Below are 16,062 nucleotides of genomic sequence, written 5' to 3'. Positions count from 1 at the left end.
CTCGACGCGGAGTTGGGCCGGCACTTCGACCGGACGGCCCGGACCGTCGCCTGGTCCGGCTGAACCGTCGTCCGTGGTGTCCACGGTCGGGACAGCCGCCGTGGCGCGCGGTGGCCGACGGGTCGGGGACTTCCGGCCCTACCATCCGGACCAGGTACCTGCTATCAGCTCACCGCCGAGACGGACCATCCCTCACCTGGTCCCCTCGACGGGACCGCCGGCCGACCCGGGTCGGCCGGACAGCCCCGATGCGGCGGCCCCGGGTGCGACCGACCCGGGGTGTGTGCGAGCCTCGTCAGACCTCTTGCGGCGCTGCCATCGCCCGCCACCTGGGCGGGACGACGACGATGTCGACGGCGCCGCCCTGCCGAACCGGGAGAACACCACCGTGGCTAGCCTGGACGTCGCCCTGAAGAACGCGATGAATATCGACGGAGCGATCGGGGTGGCGCTCGTCGACTACAGCAGCGGCATGACCCTCGGCGTGGCCGGCGGCACCGGCGAGATCGATCTGACCGTCGCCGCCGCCGGCAACACCGACGTCGTCCGCGCCAAGATGCGCACCCTGGAGATGCTCAAGATCGAGGACGAGATCGAGGACATCCTGATCACCCTCGGCAGCCAGTACCATCTGATCCGCCCGCTGACCGGCCGCACCGGCAAGGGCCTCTTCCTCTACCTGATGGTGAGCAAGAGCCGGGCCAACCTGGCGATGGCCCGGCACCAGCTGCGCACCATCGAGGAGAGCCTGGAACTGTGACCGCAGACAAGACCGAGACCGCCCTGCCCCGCCGCTCGGCCCGCGCGTCCCGCGCCGCCGCCCCGCCTGCCGCCCGGCCGCTCCCGCCGTCGCTGGCCGGGGACCGCTCGCTGCCGTACCCGGCGATCAGTCGTGAGTTGGCGGAGCTCAGGCACGAGATCCCCGGGGTTCAGGGCTGCGTCCTGGGTGGCGTCGACGGCCTGCTCATCACGCACAATCTGCAGAACGAGGTGGACCCGAACGACCTGGCCGCGCTCGCCGCGACCACCTTCGGCCTCGGCCGGCAGGTCGGCATGCGGCTCGGCCAGGGCGACTTCCAACAGTCGACGGTCCGCAACCAGGGCGGCTACCTGAGCGTCTACGCGGTCAGCGAGCAGGCCCTGCTCGCCGTGATCGGCACGGACACCGTCAACGTCGCCCGGCTGCACCTGAACGCCCCGGGGGTGGCCGGCCGGATCGCGGCGCTGCTGACCCCGGTCCCGACGGAGGCCTGACCCGCACGGCGGGGGCGCGGCCGTGCACGCCGCTCCCCCGCCGGAAGGGACGGAAGACCCGATCTAACGGGTGAATCCCGACCTCTGTCCACACTCCACCGCAGCAGCCGACCAGACCCCCTGGAACTGGCTTGTCCGAAATAATCTCCACTGCCGGGAAATAGTAATCACAGATTGGCCGAAAACGCGCGACACAGCAACGATAATTGACCGTGAAAGTAACTACGTCGACACATGTTTCTGATCAAGTCGACGCATGCGACTCTCCGTATCCGCACCTGCGACGCGGGCCACGCGTCGGCAGTTTCTGTTGCTGTCAGGGCTGCTCGCGCTGACCGTCCCCCTGGTAGCCGCCCCCGCCGAGGCAGACCGTGCCGTCGGCTCCGGCGTCACCATGCCCACCTGCGCCTGGCCGTCGAAGTACGGGGCGACGAGCCTGAACGCCTACTGGCCGGACACCGCCGCCACCTACTGGTCGACCGTCTATCCGGTCACGCCGGGCCTGGAAATCACGCTCTCCGGAACCTTCCCCGACGCCAGGTACGTGTCTTTCAACGTGTACGACGACAAGCCCACCTACTTCACCCGCAATGGCGTCAGCTCCAGCATGCCCGATTACCTCATCACGCCGGACGCGGGCAGCAGGAATCCGTGGCAGACCGGCGCCGCGCCGGGCGGTCGGTTCACCCTCACCATCGCCCACGACGTGGCCTTCGGGCAGACCAACCGGATGCCCCTGGCGCGGGAGGACGCACTGCCCGGCGCGAAGGCATCGGTCATCTTCCGGGTCTACCTGCCCGCCGGTGGCGACGCGACCGTCGTCCTGCCCACCATGACCCTCACCCTCGACGGGGTGTCGCAGACCCTGCCGCCCTGCCCGCCGGGAGGAGGCGGCACCCCCACCACCCCGGCGACCACCAACGCCCGGGAGGCGGGGCTGTCCGGCGCAGGCGGTCCCGGGGACGGGCCGGGGCATCCCGGCGGACCCAGCCATCCCGGCGGCCCCGGCCCCGGTGGACCCGGCGGCCCCGGTCACCCCGGCGGACCTGGCCCTGGTGGACCCGGCCACCCCGGCGGCCCTGGTCATCCCGGTGGGCCGGGCGGACCCGGCGGACCCAGCGGGCCAGGTGGACCCGGCGGGCCAGGTGGACCCGGCGGGCCGGGCGGGCCGGGCGGGCCGGGCGGGCCGGGCGGGCCGGGGCATCCGGAGGAGACCGGGCAGAAGCTCTTCACCCGGACGTCGGAGGTGGAGAACCTCGCCCCCAACCCCGACAACGCCTACCTCGGGACCTGGGTCACCCCGCCCGCGGCGGACCAGGTGCTGGTGATCCGGGGTCGGGCACCGCGGGCGGTCACCGGCAACCATCCGGACATCTGGCCGCGCCGGCACGCCGACCTGCGCTACTTCTCGATGTGCACCAACCTCGGCGGCCAGGTCAAGCCCGTCGTGATCAACCGGTTCACCGACGCGCCGGCGAGTCTCGGCTGCCGCTACGACGACGACACCCGCCTCGACCGGCACGGCTACTACACGTACGTGCTCGGCCGGGAGCAGCAGCGGGCGGCCATCGAGGCGGTGGCCGACGCGACCTTCCTGCCGTTCTCCGTCTCGTACCCGCTGGCCCCACACATGGTGCTGCTGCGGAACCTGCTGCCGGTGGCCGGGTTCCCGCACGCCACCCAGAACGTGCCGGTGGACAGCACGGCGGAGACGGCCGCCACCGTGATGGGGCCGCACTATCCGCTGCTGAAGGTGTGCTCCCTCGCCAGCCTGGCCGCCGACGGGGGTCGCGTGTGCACCACCTGAGCTGAACAGACGGGTCGTCCGGGCCTCGTCAACGCCCGGACGACCCTGTCGTTGCACCGCGACCACACGCCGATCGGATGCCCGACAGCGGTAAACCTGCACCACCGCCCAGGGGTGTACTCCACAGAGTCCCGGAGACGTCCGATCTGGAGGAACGATGTCCCTGAACGCCCTGCGTGCCCTCGTACCCCTCGCCCTGCTGGCGGCACTGGCCGCCTGCGACCCCGCGCCGGCCGGTCCGGTGGCCGGCTCCGGCTCCCCCGGCCCGGTGACCGGTTCGGACGCCGCGTCGTCCCCACCCGGCGGCACCGCCGCTCCCTCGTCCGCCGGCAGCCCGTCGCCGACGCGCGGCACGGCGTCCGCCGCCCCGGCGGCCACCCGAGCGGCCTGCCCGGTCGGTGCCGCGACCCTCCAGCAGGTGTCCGGGCTGGACAGGAAGACCCACCGGATCGACCCCGACCACATCAAATGCGCCCGGCAGTGGGCGACCGCCGGGGTGCTCGCCGTCGACCCGTCGCAGCAGGGGGACGGGGTGCTGGTGTTCGAGCACTCGGCGAGCGGGTGGAAGAAGATCGGTGAGGGCAGCGCGCTGGAGTGCAGCCCGTACGGCATCCCGAAGGAGATCGGCGACCAGGTCGGCTGCCGCGACCACGACTGACAGGAACGTGCTGGCGGTGCCGCAGGTCGGAATGGCACGAAAGTCCCGCAGTCAACGGTCGACGTTGTCCGTGCATGCCATTCTGCGTTGTCTTTCAGCGCCAGAAACGCTGTCGCGACGATCCGACAAGAATTGTGCGCGCCCGGGGCTGGTCGCCAACCGAACCGATTGCTAAGGTCACAGGCAGTCGTACGACGATACACGGGGATCCTCAATGTGGAGCCTCGGCGTCCGCCGAGTCCTTTCCCGCAGGCGAGGAGATAGCAAATGGAGAGTTTCGTGACTAAGGGCGTTCGCCGTCAACTCGGCCGAGTCGCGGTGGTCGCCATGGTCGGTGCGGCCGGACTGGTGGGAGCAACGCCGGCACACGCATTCCCGAGCAACTGCGAGGTCGCGACCATCTACGAGGACGGTGTGGGGATCGGTGGCACGACGAAGTGCACGTCGGGTACCGGAACACATCGGGTGGGCATCCACTGCTCGAACGGCCAGGACTACTACGGGGAATGGAAGAACACGGGAACGTCGGCGACCCGCATCTCCCGCAGGGAATGCCCCGCCATCGGTGTCATCCTGAGCTACCGCTGGCTGGAAGCACGCAGCTGACCATTCTCCGACGGGTGTCCCGGCATCGCATTTCAGGATAGGCGGGGCACCGGTGTGACAAGTCTGAGCCGAGGCAAGTACGGCTCAGACTTGTCACACCGTCGGCACCTCGCGACCAGCGAGCCCCTGCGTCGCTGTCTGCACGCCCACGGGAGTGGTATCGGATTGTCCGGCGACCAGGGAGCAGGCAGCATCGATCGGGTGGACATCGTGGCTCAGTGGGTACGCGTCTGCTGGACCAAGCAGTCACGGGGAGGTCACCACGCTGCCCGCCGCAACGCCGCTCCCTCGGCGTTCGCGCTACCGCAGATCCACGCCCGCCACACCCATGAAGTCACCATGCACGAGCGGGACGGGTTTCAACCGCATGCCCGACTGCACGACGCGTGCCAGCCCGCGATGCCGTCCAGCTTCGTCACAGCGGGGACCACATCCGCGTCGAGGTGATCCCGTCGGCCCGGGGCATGCCCCGCCGACACCGTCGCCCGCCGGCCGTACGCCTCGCCCGGGGCCGCTGGCTGCGCTGGCAGATCAACTACCGCTTCACCGGTCACTGCACGGGAGACTGGCTCTACCGTCTGGACACGTGGAACATCGCCCACGGCCCCGTTTCCCTCGACGTCTTCCTCACCGAGCCACATCACAGCATCGATGAACGGACGGTCGTGCGGTGAGCGGAGCCGATGCGCATCTGGTGGGCGACGAACGAGTCGACCTGGATGCCGGCTCAAGATCATCACACCGTGTCGTTGGTTGTCACACAGATGGGTCCCAGGCCGCGAGCTGATCGAAGACACGACGGTCGCCTTCGAACTTCAGCGACTCCAGCGGTATCCGGCCGTAGAAGAACAGGACCAGGTCACTGGCCGTGCCCTCGGCGGAGGCGTCGGGCGTACCGATGCCCCCTCCGGCACCGGGCGTGAGGCGGGCGACGTCCGCGCCTGCCTGGGAGAGCCGAAGGCGCCAGGAACGGCCCTCGGTGGCGTGGTAGTCGACGACGGCTGCGGCATGCGGCCAGGCGATCGTCGTCGCGCAAAGGGTGAACTGGCAGTCGTCGAAACCGTCGAGGGCGACCTCCTCCGGTAGCGGCTGCGGGGCACCCAGGGTGAGCTGGACGTCGTAGGTGTGCACCGCGATCTCCGGCACCTGACGCCGGGCCCACGCACCAGAGGTTTGCGGTGACGGCGAGTCATCCCACCACGTCCAACACCTGCGGTCCGGGCCAGCCTCACGTAGCACGCTCGTCAGCAACTCGACGGACTCCGTCCACCAGACCAGCAGTGCATCGCGTTCACGAGGCGCACCCGTGCCGTCGTCCCAGGCCGACTTCTCCGGAGGCGCGTCTGCGGGCCCAGCGGCGACGATGGCGGCTGACTTGCGGCGGCTCATGCCCACGTGCTGCACGAGATCGAACAGCGTCCGCCCGGGATGGGTCGGCACCTGCATGTCGAGGCTGGGTGCTGCGGCGACCGCAGCGCGGAAGGCGGTCGACCGTTCGTCGATCAGCCGCAGATGGTCAGGGAACGTGAGAACTTTGTGCACCGGGCTTTGTATCACTGGGTTCCGACGACCGAACAGCGAATTTCGCTACCGATCACAACAGGTCGGAGGTCAGGTCGTCGGCCGGGGTTCTTGGGTGAGATTGTCGGTCGCACGCCGGGCGCGTTCCCCGCTGGTGGGCAGCAGGTGGGTGCAGACCGGAGGGGTGAAGCCGGGGTAGACCATCGATGCCCGAACATAGAACCAGCTCAGAGCCATAATCACGGCTCTGAGCTGGTGGGCGACGGACGAGTCGACCTGTACGCCGGATTCTGTGCGCGGTGCGTACCCCTCGCGGGGCCCGCACCGGCGGCGGCCATCCATCTCGGCCTGCCGTCGCCGACAGGCTCCTGCGGCCTACCCGCAGACATCGGGCGGGCAGCCCTCAAGCGTCTGCGCCGGGTCGTCAGCTTGCGGTGACGGCCCTTGCTTGGCCTTGCTCCGGGTGGGGTTTACCGAGCCACCCCGGTCACCCGGGGTGCTGGTGGGCTCTTACCCCACCGTTTCACCCTTACCGTCCCCGGGTGGGGTCGGCGGTCTGTTTTCTGTGGCACTGTCCCGCGGGTCGCCCCGGGTTGCCGTTAGCAACCACCCTGCCCTGTGGAGTCCGGACGTTCCTCGGCGGCGGGCCGCAGCCCGCCGACGCGACCGCCCGGTCGACTCGTCCGTCGCGCTCCCATCCTAACGAGGTGCCGGCGGGACGCGTCGTAGCGGTGGCTACCGGTCGGCCTCGGCTGGGGCGGGCAGCTCGGCTGCGGAGGGGGTACCGATGCACTTCTCGATGTCGGTGGCGGACCCCCAGAGGCTTTCGAAGTAGAAGCGGAAGCAGCGGTTCACCACGTCCTGGCTGCGGATACTGAAGGCGACGTGCCGGTGGGAGTCGGTGGAGTACGTGATGATGACCAGATCGTCGTCGTAGATGCCGATGCTGAACGCCTCCGCCGCGTGCCGGGACTCGGTCAGCAGCTTGACCCCGTACCGGTGGCCCTTGGCTTTGGCCGCCCGCACGGCTGCGAGTTCGGTGGCCAGGAATTCGGCCATGGCCTCCTCGTCGCTGTGCAGGATGACCCGGCGGAAGCGGTGGTGCGGCGAGCTGAGCGCCCACTCCCGGCATGCCTGGATGTGGCGGGCCGCCGCGCCCACCGGGTTCGGCCCGTGGCTGCGCAGGTAGCTGACGCAGACCCGTTCGCGGGCGTTCTGCACGGCCTGCCGGGTGGCCTCGTAGACCTGGTCGTCCTCGTACACCTGCACGTCGACGGCGCGACCGGCCTGCTCGGCGAGCAGGGCCAGGCCGGACACGTTCAGCTCGATCGAGGCCAGCGACTGACGGTGCCGGTCCAGCACCGCCGTCTGCGCCACCACGAAGACGAGGATGAAGAAGAGCGTGGTGGCCAGGAACGGCACCTGGTACTTCTGCAGGGCGCCGAGCTCGCGCCAGAGGAACATGCCCAGGACGTAGAGGCACAGGCCCGCGATGAGGATGTAGAGCATGGCGTTCTTGACGACGGCGCCGGCCAACGCGATGAATCTCCCGAGCAAGGTTCCTCCGCAGCTGCTGTCCGGCCGGCGCGACCGCCCCGGGAGGCATCGACATTAGGCTCTGCCGACTGTCGGCACCACGAACTGCCTGATCCTTGACAGATGACCGCGCGGACCTGCGTCGGTCCCACGGGGCGGTGTGCGGCGGTCCGCCTGATCCCGCCGTACGTCCGTGGTACTAGCCTCTGGGCACCATGGGGCTCTCGGACGTTTTTCTGCTGGTCATCGCCGGTCTCGCCGCGGGCACGGTGAACGCGGCGGCCGGCGGTGGTTCGCTGATCACCTTCCCGGCGATGATCGCGGTGGGCATCCCGCCGGTGGCGGCGAACGTCAGCAACTCGGTGTCGGTCTTCCCCGGCTACGCGGCGAGTGTGGCGGGCAGCCGGATGGATCTGCCGCCCCGGCGGACGCTGTGGCCGTTGCTGCCGACGGCGGTGCTCGGCACGGGGGTCGGTTGCGTGCTGCTGCTGGCGACCCCGGCGCGGGCGTTCGACCTGGTGGTGCCGTTCCTGGTGCTCGGGGCGACCGCGGTGTTGGCCTTCCAGGGGCCGCTGCGTCGGCTGGTCGGGCATCCGGCCGAGTTGGGCCCGCGCCGCCGTACCCTCACGGTGCAGGCGATGGTCGCGGTCGGCACGGTGTACGGCGGCTATTTCGGCGCGGCGCTCGGGGTGATGCTGGTGGCCGGCCTGGCCCTGGTGCTGGACGCGACGCTGGCCCGGGTGTCGGCGGTGAAGAACCTGCTGTCGGCCGTGGTGGGGTTGACCACGCTCGTGGTGTTCGCCCTGTTCGGTCCGGTCAACTGGGCGGCGGTCGCGGTGGTCGCGCCGGCCACGATGCTCGGCGGGTACGTGGGGGCGCGGGTGACCCGCCGCCTGCCACCGGTGGTGCTCCGGACGCTGATCGTCTGCTTCGGTACGGCGATCGGCCTCTACCTGCTCTGGCGGGCGCTGGGCTGAGCGATCCCGGGGCCGCTCAGTACGCCTCCCCGACGGGTTCGTGCTCGGCCTGCCGGGCGGCCCGGTTCCAGCGGGACCAGAGCAGCCGTTCGCCGTAGCCGGCGGCCATCAGGTGCGCGCAGGCCAGGTAGACCAGCAGGCCGGCGGCGAGTACCCCGGCGCCGACCCAGAACGGCAGCGCCAGCCCGTGTTCGGCGAGCTTGCCGGCGAGGATCGGGGCGGGTGCGGCGGCACCCCAGCGGACCAGGTTGAACGCGCCGGTGGCGACCCGCCGGTCGGCGGAGCCGAGGCCGAGGGCCAGGTCGGTGAGGTTGGCGTTGGCCATGCCCATACACAGGCCGGCGACGACGAGCACCACCAGCGACTCGACGGTGCCGGCCGAGGTGGCGAAGAGGACCATGCAGGCCAGCAGGCCGACCAGGGCCACCCCGACGGTCTGCACCGCGCCGATCCGGTGGGCGAGCCGGTGGCCGATGAGCAGGATGCCGGCGGCCAGCCCGAGGCCCCAGCCGGTGAAGGCGAGGCCGAGGGGGATGACGTCGAGGCCGAGGAAGAGCGGCGTGTAGCCGAGCACCACGAAGAAGACGAAGTTGTAGGCGGCGGTGACCACGCAGAGGGTGATGAACGCCGGCCGGCGGTAGGTGGCGAAGATCTGCCCCAGTCGTACGGGCGGCTGCCGGTGGGTCGGCTCACGGAGCTTGCGGGCGGCCACCAGCAGGGCGAACACCATGAACACGCCACAGACGAAGAACGGCAGTCGCCAGCTGATCTCGCCGAGCAGGCCACCGATCAGCGGGCCGACGGCGAAGCCGAGGCCGAGCGCGGTCTCGAAGAGGCCGACCACCCATTCCCGGTCGTTGGCGAGGTTGACCAGGACCACCATGGCGGTGGCGAAGAACATCGCGTTGCCCAGCCCCCACACGCCGCGCAGCACCGACAGTTGCACGATGTCGTTGCTGAACGAGGCGGCGATGGCGGCGAGGCCGACCACCGAGACGCCGGTGACGAGCACCGGCTTGAAGCCGAAGCGTCCGCTGGCCAGGGTCGCCGGGATCATCCCGACGGCCATCACCGCGATGTACGCGGTGAACAGCAGTTCGACCTGCCAGGCGGTGACGCCGATGGCGGTGCCGATGACGGGCAGGATGGGGTCCACCACGGCGATGCCGGCGATGGCGAGGAAGGCCACCAGCGTGGTGGCGTAGATGGCACTGCGGTGGGGCTCGGTTCGCCGGTCCACTCCGCCTCCTGTCGGGCCGAAGCCACATATAGCTGTATCGTACAGGTAATTCTGTTGTATCATACAGCTATGAGCGACGACCAGGCGAAGCGAACGGAGTCGGGCGAGGCCACCCTCGGCCGGATCGAGACCGAGGTCGCCCTGTTGATGCGGCTGGGCGAGGCCACCCGCCGAGCCACCGGCAGCGCCGAGCACCGGGTCCTCGACCGGGCGGCGTACGTGATCCTGCGCCACCTGGACGCCACCGGCCCGCAGAACGTCTCGGCGCTGGCCGCCCGGCTCAACCTGGACGGCTCCACGGTCACCCGGCAGGTCTCGGCGCTGCAACGCGACGGCCTGATCGCCCGCGCCCCCGACCCGGCGGACGGCCGGGGCACGGTGATCTCCCCCACCCCCGCCGGCCTGCACCGGATGGCCGCCGTCCAGGCCGCCCGGACCCGGCTCTACGGCGACATCCTGGCCGACTGGTCCTCCACCGACCGGGACACCCTGGCCACCCTGCTGGGCCGGCTCAACCAGGCCCTCGACTCCCGCACCCGCCGCCGCTGACCCCGCCCACCCGCCCCGCCACTCCCTCGCCCCGGTCCCCCTCCCACCCGCCCCGGCTCCCCCACCCTCACCCGCTCCGGCTCCCCCTCCCCGCCCCGGTGATCAAGAGGTTTGCGTCACCTGCACACCCGATAGGTGACGCGAACCTCTTGATCACCGACCCCCACCGCCTCCCACCGGCCGGCGGGTGGCCTGACGGCCGGGTCGGTCGCGTGATCAAGAGGTTCGCGTCAGTTTCCAGCGGAATGTTGACGCGAACCTCTTGATCACCGGGGTGGGCGGGACGGGGTGGAGCGGGACGGGGCGGGGTGGAGCGGGGCGGGGCGGGGGCGCAGCGGGGAGGGTGGGGGGCCGGCGGGGTCAGGCGACCGGTTCGCGGGCCGAGTCGGCGTCGCGGTCGGGGCCGGGGGTGACGCGGGGGTCGCCCTCGTCGGCGAAGTAGTCGTCGGGGGTGGTGCCGTCCACGCCCTCGGCCACCTTCGCCGCCCGCAGCACCAGCGTGACCAGCGCCGCCACCACCAGGTTCACCAGCACGGCGACGATGCCCACGTAGATCGTCTTCTTGGTGTCGAAGCCGAAGTCGGACAGCGGGAACGCCGACCCGCCGAAGTGCGCGCGCTTCGACGCCGGGTTGGGGATCTGGTAGAGCATCCACATGCCCAGCCCCATGCCGGCCGCCCAGCCGGCGATCAGCGCGCCCCGGTGGAACCAGCGGGTGTAGAGGCCCAGCGCCACCGCCGGCAGCGTCTGGAGGATGATCACACCGCCGATGAGCTGGAGGTCGATGGAGAACTGCGGGTCGAGGAAGACGATGCAGGCCACCGCGCCGACCTTCACCACCAGCGAGGTGATCTTCGAGACGTTCGCCTCCTGCGCCGGGCTGGCGTCCCGCTTCAGGTACTCCTTGTAGATGTTGCGGGTGAACAGGTTCGCCGCCGCGATCGACATGATCGCCGCCGGCACCAGCGCGCCGATGCCGATCGCCGCGTACGCCACCCCGGCGAACCAGTCCGGGAACTGCTGGTCGAACAACACCGGCACCACCGTGTTGCTGTCGACGGTGCCCTCCTTCGCCCCCGGCAGCGGCTTCACCCCGGCCGCGATCGCCATGAAGCCGAGCAGCGCGATCAGGCCGAGCAGCAGGCTGTACGCCGGCAACGCCGACATGTTCCGCTTGATCACGTCCCGGTTCCGGCTGGCCAGCACACCGGTGATGCTGTGCGGGTAGAGGAACAGCGCCAGCGCCGAACCGAACGCCAGGGTGACGTACTGGAGCTGGTTGTTGGCGTTGAGCAGGATGCCGTCGTTCGGGTTCGGCGAGGCCGCGAACTTCGCGTCCGCCGCGTCGAAGATCGAACCCCAACCCCCCAGCTTGTACGGCAGGTAGATCACCGCCACCAGGATCACGATGTAGATCAGGCTGTCCTTGACGAACGCGATCAGCGCCGGGGCGCGCAACCCGGACTGGTAGGTGTAGGCGGCCAGGATCGCGAAGGCGATGATGATCGGCAGGTGCCGCGCCACCGCGCTGTCCCCGGTGACCCCCATCGTCTTGAGCACCGCCTCGATGCCCACCAGCTGCAACGCGATGTACGGCATGGTCGCCACGATGCCGGTGATCGCGATCAGCAGCGCCAGCACCGGCGAGTCGAACCGGCGGCGGACGAAGTCGGCCGGGGTGACGAACCCGTGCCGGTGCGACACCGACCAGAGCCGGCAGAGCACCAGGAACACCAGTGGATAGATGACGATCGTGTAGGGCACGGCGAAGAACCCGGCCGCGCCCGCCCCGAACATCAGCGCCGGCACCGCCACGAACGTGTACGCCGTGTAGAGGTCACCGCCGACCAGGAACCAGGTGATCCAGCCGCCGAAGCTGCGCCCGCCCAGCCCCCACTCGTCGAGGTGCGCCATGTCCTTCGGCGCCCGCCACCGGGCCGCCACGAAACCCATCGCGCTGACCAGCAGAAAGAGCGCCGAGAATACGATGATCTCGGTCAGATGATCACGCCACATCAGCGGGTTCCCCGCTTCTTGGTCATCTGGTAGACCAGCGTGGTGGTGGCCACCCCGAGCAGGATCCAGACCAGTTGCAGCCAGTAGAAGCGCGGGAAGCCGAAGATCCGGGGCGAGTCCGCGTTGAACAGCGCCGGGATCAGCGGCACCACGATCGGTACGAAGAGCAACCAGTTCCAGGGGCTGTGGTCCTTCGCCCTGGACGACGCCGTACCCGGCGTCTCCGGTTCGCCAGCGGTCATCTGACCTACCTCCGGTAGTCGTTCCGGCCAGTAACGGCCGGACGCTACGACCCGGTGCGGCCGGTCACGATCAATTGGCGCTTGACGATGCGCCGAACGGCGTTCCGGCTGCGCCGAACGGCATGACGAGGGGCCTGACGCATCGACCGACGACGAACCGGCCCGGGAATCCCGGGCCGGTTCGGGGGACGATCCGGAATCAGCGGACCGGGAGGTGGGCGGTGTCGTTGACGGAACGGACCGCGACGCCCCCGTCGGGCCACATGTCGAGCACCGAGATGCCGGCCGCGTCCAGGTAGAGCCGGTGCAGGAGGGCGTCGCCGGCCGCGAGGGCGTCGCGCAGGGCCAGCTTGATCGGCGAGACGTGCGAGACGACCACCACGGTCTCCCCGGGGTACGCCTCCCGCAGCGCCACCATCGCCCGGTCGACCCGCTGCCCGACCTCGGTGAACGACTCACCACCCGGCGGGGCGACCCGGGTCGAGGCGAGCCAGGCGTCCAGTTCGCCGGGCCACCGGTCGCGGACCTCGGCGAAGGTGTGCCCGTCCCAGTCGCCGAAGTCGCACTCGATCCAGTCGTCCTGCGGGCGTACCGGCAGACCGCCGAGCGCGGTGGCGATCGCCTCGGCGGTGGCCGTACACCGGGACAGCGGGGAGCTGAGCACGGCCGCGACGGACGGGGCCAGCGCGGCCACCCGGGTGGCGGTGGCCCGTGCCTGGGCCTGACCGGACTCGGACAGCGGCACGTCGGCGCGGCCGGCGTAGCGGTGCTGCACGGTCCACTCGGTCTCCCCGTGCCGGACCAGGATCAGCCGGGTGGCGGTGAAACTCGGCCTCGGTTCCCAGGACGCCTTGGCGGTCGCCGGGTCGGTGCCGGTGGACCGGGTGGCGGCCCGGGCGGCGACCTCGCGGGCCTGCGCCCGGCCGGGCGAGTCGGCGCCCGCCACCTCCCGGGGCGGCTCACCACCGGCCGAACCCGCCGCCGACCGGGAGGGCCTGCCGGCGGCGGTGTCCATCGCGGCGTTGGCGAGGGCGTCGGCGTGCCGGTTGCGGTCCCGGGGGATCCAACTGAACCGGACCGACTCGAAGCGGTCGACCAGCGCGGCGGCCCGGGCGGCGAGCGGACGCAGACCGGGGTGCTTGATCTGCCACCGGCCGCACATCTGCTCGACCACCAGCTTCGAGTCCATCCGGGCGTCGACCTCGGCCGCGCCCAGCTCGGCGGCGGCCTCCAGCCCGGCGATGAGACCCCGGTACTCGGCGACGTTGTTGGTGGCCGTCCCGATCGACTCGGCCCGTTCGGCCAGCACCTCACCGGTGGCCGGGTCCCGGACGACGGCACCGTAACCGGCCGGCCCGGGGTTGCCCCGGGACCCGCCGTCGGCCTCGATGACGACCGCGCGCACCGCCACCGGGCTACAGCCCCGACTCGTTGGTACGCACCATGATCCGGCGGCAGTCCTCGCAGCGGACCACCTCGTCCGGGTCCGAGCGGCGGATCCGGGCCAGGTCGGCGCCGGACAGCTCCAACCGGCAGCCGCCGCAGCGCCCCGCGGTGAGCAGCGCCGCACCGAGGCCGGTGTCCTCGCGGATCTTGTCGTAGAGGGTGACCAGGTCGGCGGGGAGGTCGGCGGCGAGCGGCTTGCGGGCGCCCTGCTTGAACTCCTCCTCCTTGGCGATCGCGGCCAGGTTCTCGTCGCGGCGCTGCTCGACGGCGGCCCGCCGGTCCCGGGCCTCGGTGAGACGGGCCTCGATCCCGTCGAGGGTGGCCTGCGCCGTCTCCCGCTGCTCCATCAGCTCCAGCTCGGCGTCCTCCAGGTCACCCTGGCGGCGGTTGAGCGAGACCAGCTCGTGCTGGAGCGCCTCCAGTTCCCGGGCCGGTCCGCTGCCGCTGGCCAGCCGGGCCTCGTCCTTGCTCTTGCGGGCCCGCACCTGGTCGATGTCCTTCTCCAGGCGGGCGATGTCCCGGTCCAGGTCGTCCACGGCGACCTGGGCGCGGACCCGCTCGTCCTCCAGGGCGGACAGCTCCCGGGCCAGGCCCTCCAGCTCGGCCCGCTCGGGCAGCGACCGGCGGCGGTGGGCGAGCTGGGCGAGGGTGGTGTCGATCGCCTGGAGGTCGAGCAGGCGGCGCTGGACCTGGGGTTCAGCCTTCACGGTCGGGGCTCCTTGTCGTCCGTCGTGGGTGCGGCGGCGTGCACGGTCCACGGGTCGGTGTCCAGGTCGGACACCACGGTCTCGACGCCGAAGCCGGCCCGCAGGTGGGCGGCCACGTCGTCCAGCCAGGGTCGTTCGGTCGCCCAGTGTGCGGCGTCCAGCAGGGCGGGCCCACCGGCGGCGAGGTGCTCACCGGCGGGATGGTGCCGCAGGTCGGAGGTGAGGAACGCGTCCGCACCGGCGGCGGTCGCCGCGGCCAGGAAGCCGTCGCCGGAGCCGCCGCTGACCGCGAGGGTACGCACGATACGCGCGGGATCGCCCCCGGCGCGAACCCCCCAGACCGTGGCCGGTAGGACGGCGGCGGCGCGTTCGGTCAACGCGGCGAGCGTCAGCGGGGCGGGCAGCTCACCGACCCGGCCGATGCCCCGGCCACCGCCGGCCGACGCCGAACCCGGCGCGGAGGGTTGCAGCGGGCGCAGGCCGGTCAACCCGAACCGGGCGGCCAGCGCGTCGGAGACGCCCGGCGCGGCGATGTCGGCGTTGGTGTGCGCGACGTACAGGGCCACCCCGGCGCGGATCAGGTCGTGCACGATCCGCCCCTTCCAGGTGGTCGGGGCGACCGAGGAGACGCCGCGCAGCAGCAGCGGGTGGTGCGCGACGATCAGGTCGGCACCGGCGGCGAGCGCCTCGGCGACCGTCTCGGGGACGACGTCCACCGTGCCGTAGACGCGGCGGACCGGGTCGGTGGGCTCGCCGAGCACCAGACCGACCCGGTCCCACTCCTCGGCCCAGGCGGGCGGGTAACGCCGATCCAGCTCGGCAACCACATCGGCGACGGACGGCGGGGACGCGGTTGTGCTCACGGCCGGTCAGCTTACCGGCGCACGGTGGCGGTCACGCCCACGCCCGTCGACGGGTCAGGCGGCCGAGGTGGCCCGGGAGCGGCCGGGCAGGGCCGCCACCGCCGCCTCCCAGGGGAAGGCGTGCAGGTGCCGTTCCCCCGTACCGGGTGGGTGCAGCGGGTAGACGTCGTCGCCGAAGAGCACCGTGGCACCCCATTCGCCCAGCCGTCGCAGGCCGGTCTGGAACGCCGGGTGCGCGGCCATCGCCACGTTGGTGAACGGCACCACCACCACCGGCACACCCCGGCCCTGCCCCTCGACGAGCAGGCCCAGCGCCAGCGTGTCGGTGATCCCGGCCGCCCACTTGTTGACCGTGTTGACGGTGGCCGGGCAGACCAGCATCGCGTCGGCGGCGGGCAGCAGGTCCGGGTCGCCCGGGTTCTTGTAGTGGGTGCGCACCGGGTGCCCGGTCTGCCGGGCCAGCGCGGCCCGGTCGACGAACTTCGCCCCGTCGGGGGTGGTGACGACGCAGACCTCCCAGCCGTCGTCCTGGGCCAGGCCGACGAGCCGATCGAGGTGACGGGCCAGCGGCGAACCGCAGGCGATGACGTAGAGCACTCCGCGGTGCTCACTGCTCTGGTGGGGGCTGCCGCTCATCCGG

General features: G+C 71.3%; 17 protein-coding genes and 1 other RNA gene. 8 read left to right on the top strand and 10 right to left on the bottom strand.

Features of this window, described 5'->3' with window-relative positions:
• Positions 1 to 388: 388 nt before the first annotated feature.
• The 6 genes from ACN265_RS06595 to ACN265_RS06570 all read left to right on the top strand — a co-directional run bounded on the left by ACN265_RS06595 (position 389) and on the right by ACN265_RS06570 (position 4,999).
• Positions 389 to 760, top strand: a complete 372-nt coding sequence (locus ACN265_RS06595; RefSeq protein ID WP_088644871.1) for a hypothetical protein — start codon at positions 389 to 391, stop codon at positions 758 to 760.
• Entirely contained in the window at positions 757 to 1,254 is a 498-nt protein-coding gene (locus ACN265_RS06590) for a roadblock/LC7 domain-containing protein (RefSeq protein ID WP_420119510.1), read from the top strand. Before ACN265_RS06595 ends, ACN265_RS06590 begins: the two co-directional genes overlap by 4 nt.
• A 310-nt stretch (positions 1,255 to 1,564) precedes the next feature.
• Entirely contained in the window at positions 1,565 to 3,061 is a 1,497-nt protein-coding gene (locus tag ACN265_RS06585; RefSeq protein WP_421406390.1) for a hypothetical protein, read from the top strand.
• A gap of 157 nt (positions 3,062 to 3,218) precedes the next feature.
• Positions 3,219 to 3,719 carry a hypothetical protein gene (locus ACN265_RS06580; RefSeq protein WP_421406389.1) on the top strand — a complete coding sequence of 167 codons (501 nt, stop codon included), beginning with the start codon at positions 3,219 to 3,221 and terminating at the stop codon, positions 3,717 to 3,719.
• A gap of 267 nt (positions 3,720 to 3,986) precedes the next feature.
• On the top strand, positions 3,987 to 4,325 hold the full coding sequence (locus ACN265_RS06575; RefSeq protein WP_421406387.1) for a hypothetical protein: 339 nt from the start codon (positions 3,987 to 3,989) through the stop codon (positions 4,323 to 4,325).
• Positions 4,326 to 4,711: 386 nt separating this feature from the next.
• On the top strand, positions 4,712 to 4,999 hold the full coding sequence (locus ACN265_RS06570; RefSeq protein ID WP_421406385.1) for a hypothetical protein: 288 nt from the start codon (positions 4,712 to 4,714) through the stop codon (positions 4,997 to 4,999).
• Between the two features lie 82 nt (positions 5,000 to 5,081).
• Here the strand turns inward: ACN265_RS06570 and ACN265_RS06565 are convergent, their stop codons facing one another.
• The 3 genes from ACN265_RS06565 to ACN265_RS06555 all read right to left on the bottom strand — a co-directional run bounded on the left by ACN265_RS06565 (position 5,082) and on the right by ACN265_RS06555 (position 7,403).
• Positions 5,082 to 5,867 (bottom strand): maleylpyruvate isomerase family mycothiol-dependent enzyme, encoded by a 786-nt coding sequence (locus tag ACN265_RS06565; protein ID WP_421406384.1) that lies wholly within the window; start codon positions 5,865 to 5,867, stop codon positions 5,082 to 5,084.
• Positions 5,868 to 6,109: 242 nt separating this feature from the next.
• Positions 6,110 to 6,528: RNase P RNA component class A (rnpB, locus tag ACN265_RS06560), an RNA gene on the bottom strand.
• A 53-nt stretch (positions 6,529 to 6,581) separates the two neighbouring features.
• On the bottom strand, positions 6,582 to 7,403 hold the full coding sequence (locus tag ACN265_RS06555; RefSeq protein ID WP_421406382.1) for a hypothetical protein: 822 nt from the start codon (positions 7,401 to 7,403) through the stop codon (positions 6,582 to 6,584).
• 194 nt (positions 7,404 to 7,597) lie between these two features.
• Between ACN265_RS06555 and ACN265_RS06550 the strand changes: the two genes are divergently transcribed.
• A complete protein-coding gene (locus ACN265_RS06550) occupies positions 7,598 to 8,359 on the top strand; it encodes a sulfite exporter TauE/SafE family protein (RefSeq protein WP_421406381.1) in 762 nt (253 codons plus the stop codon).
• A gap of 16 nt (positions 8,360 to 8,375) precedes the next feature.
• On the opposite strand, the gene ACN265_RS06545 is transcribed toward ACN265_RS06550, so the two are convergent.
• On the bottom strand, positions 8,376 to 9,599 hold the full coding sequence (locus ACN265_RS06545) for an MFS transporter (protein ID WP_421406380.1): 1,224 nt from the start codon (positions 9,597 to 9,599) through the stop codon (positions 8,376 to 8,378).
• A gap of 69 nt (positions 9,600 to 9,668) precedes the next feature.
• Here ACN265_RS06545 and ACN265_RS06540 point away from each other — a divergent pair, with 69 nt between their 5' ends.
• Entirely contained in the window at positions 9,669 to 10,148 is a 480-nt protein-coding gene (locus tag ACN265_RS06540) for a MarR family winged helix-turn-helix transcriptional regulator (RefSeq protein WP_357935794.1), read from the top strand.
• A gap of 360 nt (positions 10,149 to 10,508) precedes the next feature.
• On the opposite strand, the gene mctP is transcribed toward ACN265_RS06540, so the two are convergent.
• From mctP to ACN265_RS06510, 6 genes are all read right to left on the bottom strand, one after another.
• Entirely contained in the window at positions 10,509 to 12,164 is a 1,656-nt protein-coding gene (gene mctP / locus ACN265_RS06535; protein ID WP_377683286.1) for a monocarboxylate uptake permease MctP, read from the bottom strand.
• Complete coding sequence (locus ACN265_RS06530; protein ID WP_377683288.1) at positions 12,164 to 12,406, bottom strand: DUF3311 domain-containing protein; 243 nt, start codon at positions 12,404 to 12,406, stop codon at positions 12,164 to 12,166. Before ACN265_RS06530 ends, mctP begins: the two co-directional genes overlap by 1 nt.
• 199 nt (positions 12,407 to 12,605) lie before the next feature.
• The gene (locus ACN265_RS06525; RefSeq protein WP_204926429.1) at positions 12,606 to 13,817 is read right to left on the bottom strand and encodes a bifunctional RNase H/acid phosphatase; all 1,212 of its coding nucleotides are present in this window, start codon (positions 13,815 to 13,817) and stop codon (positions 12,606 to 12,608) included.
• A 4-nt stretch (positions 13,818 to 13,821) separates the two neighbouring features.
• On the bottom strand, positions 13,822 to 14,559 hold the full coding sequence (locus ACN265_RS06520) for a zinc ribbon domain-containing protein (RefSeq protein WP_420118595.1): 738 nt from the start codon (positions 14,557 to 14,559) through the stop codon (positions 13,822 to 13,824).
• Positions 14,556 to 15,386, bottom strand: coding sequence for a Nif3-like dinuclear metal center hexameric protein (locus ACN265_RS06515; protein WP_204926499.1), 831 nt, complete (start codon positions 15,384 to 15,386; stop codon positions 14,556 to 14,558). The genes ACN265_RS06520 and ACN265_RS06515 overlap by 4 nt, the downstream gene beginning before the upstream one ends.
• Before the next feature lie 90 nt (positions 15,387 to 15,476).
• Positions 15,477 to 16,058 carry a flavoprotein gene (locus ACN265_RS06510; RefSeq protein ID WP_088644828.1) on the bottom strand — a complete coding sequence of 194 codons (582 nt, stop codon included), beginning with the start codon at positions 16,056 to 16,058 and terminating at the stop codon, positions 15,477 to 15,479.
• Positions 16,059 to 16,062: the final 4 nt, after the last annotated feature.

This window comes from Micromonospora sp. WMMD730 (assembly GCF_049178955.1).
Lineage (GTDB): Bacteria > Actinomycetota > Actinomycetes > Mycobacteriales > Micromonosporaceae > Micromonospora > Micromonospora wenchangensis.
This window is presented reverse-complemented; position numbering and strand designations above follow the sequence as displayed.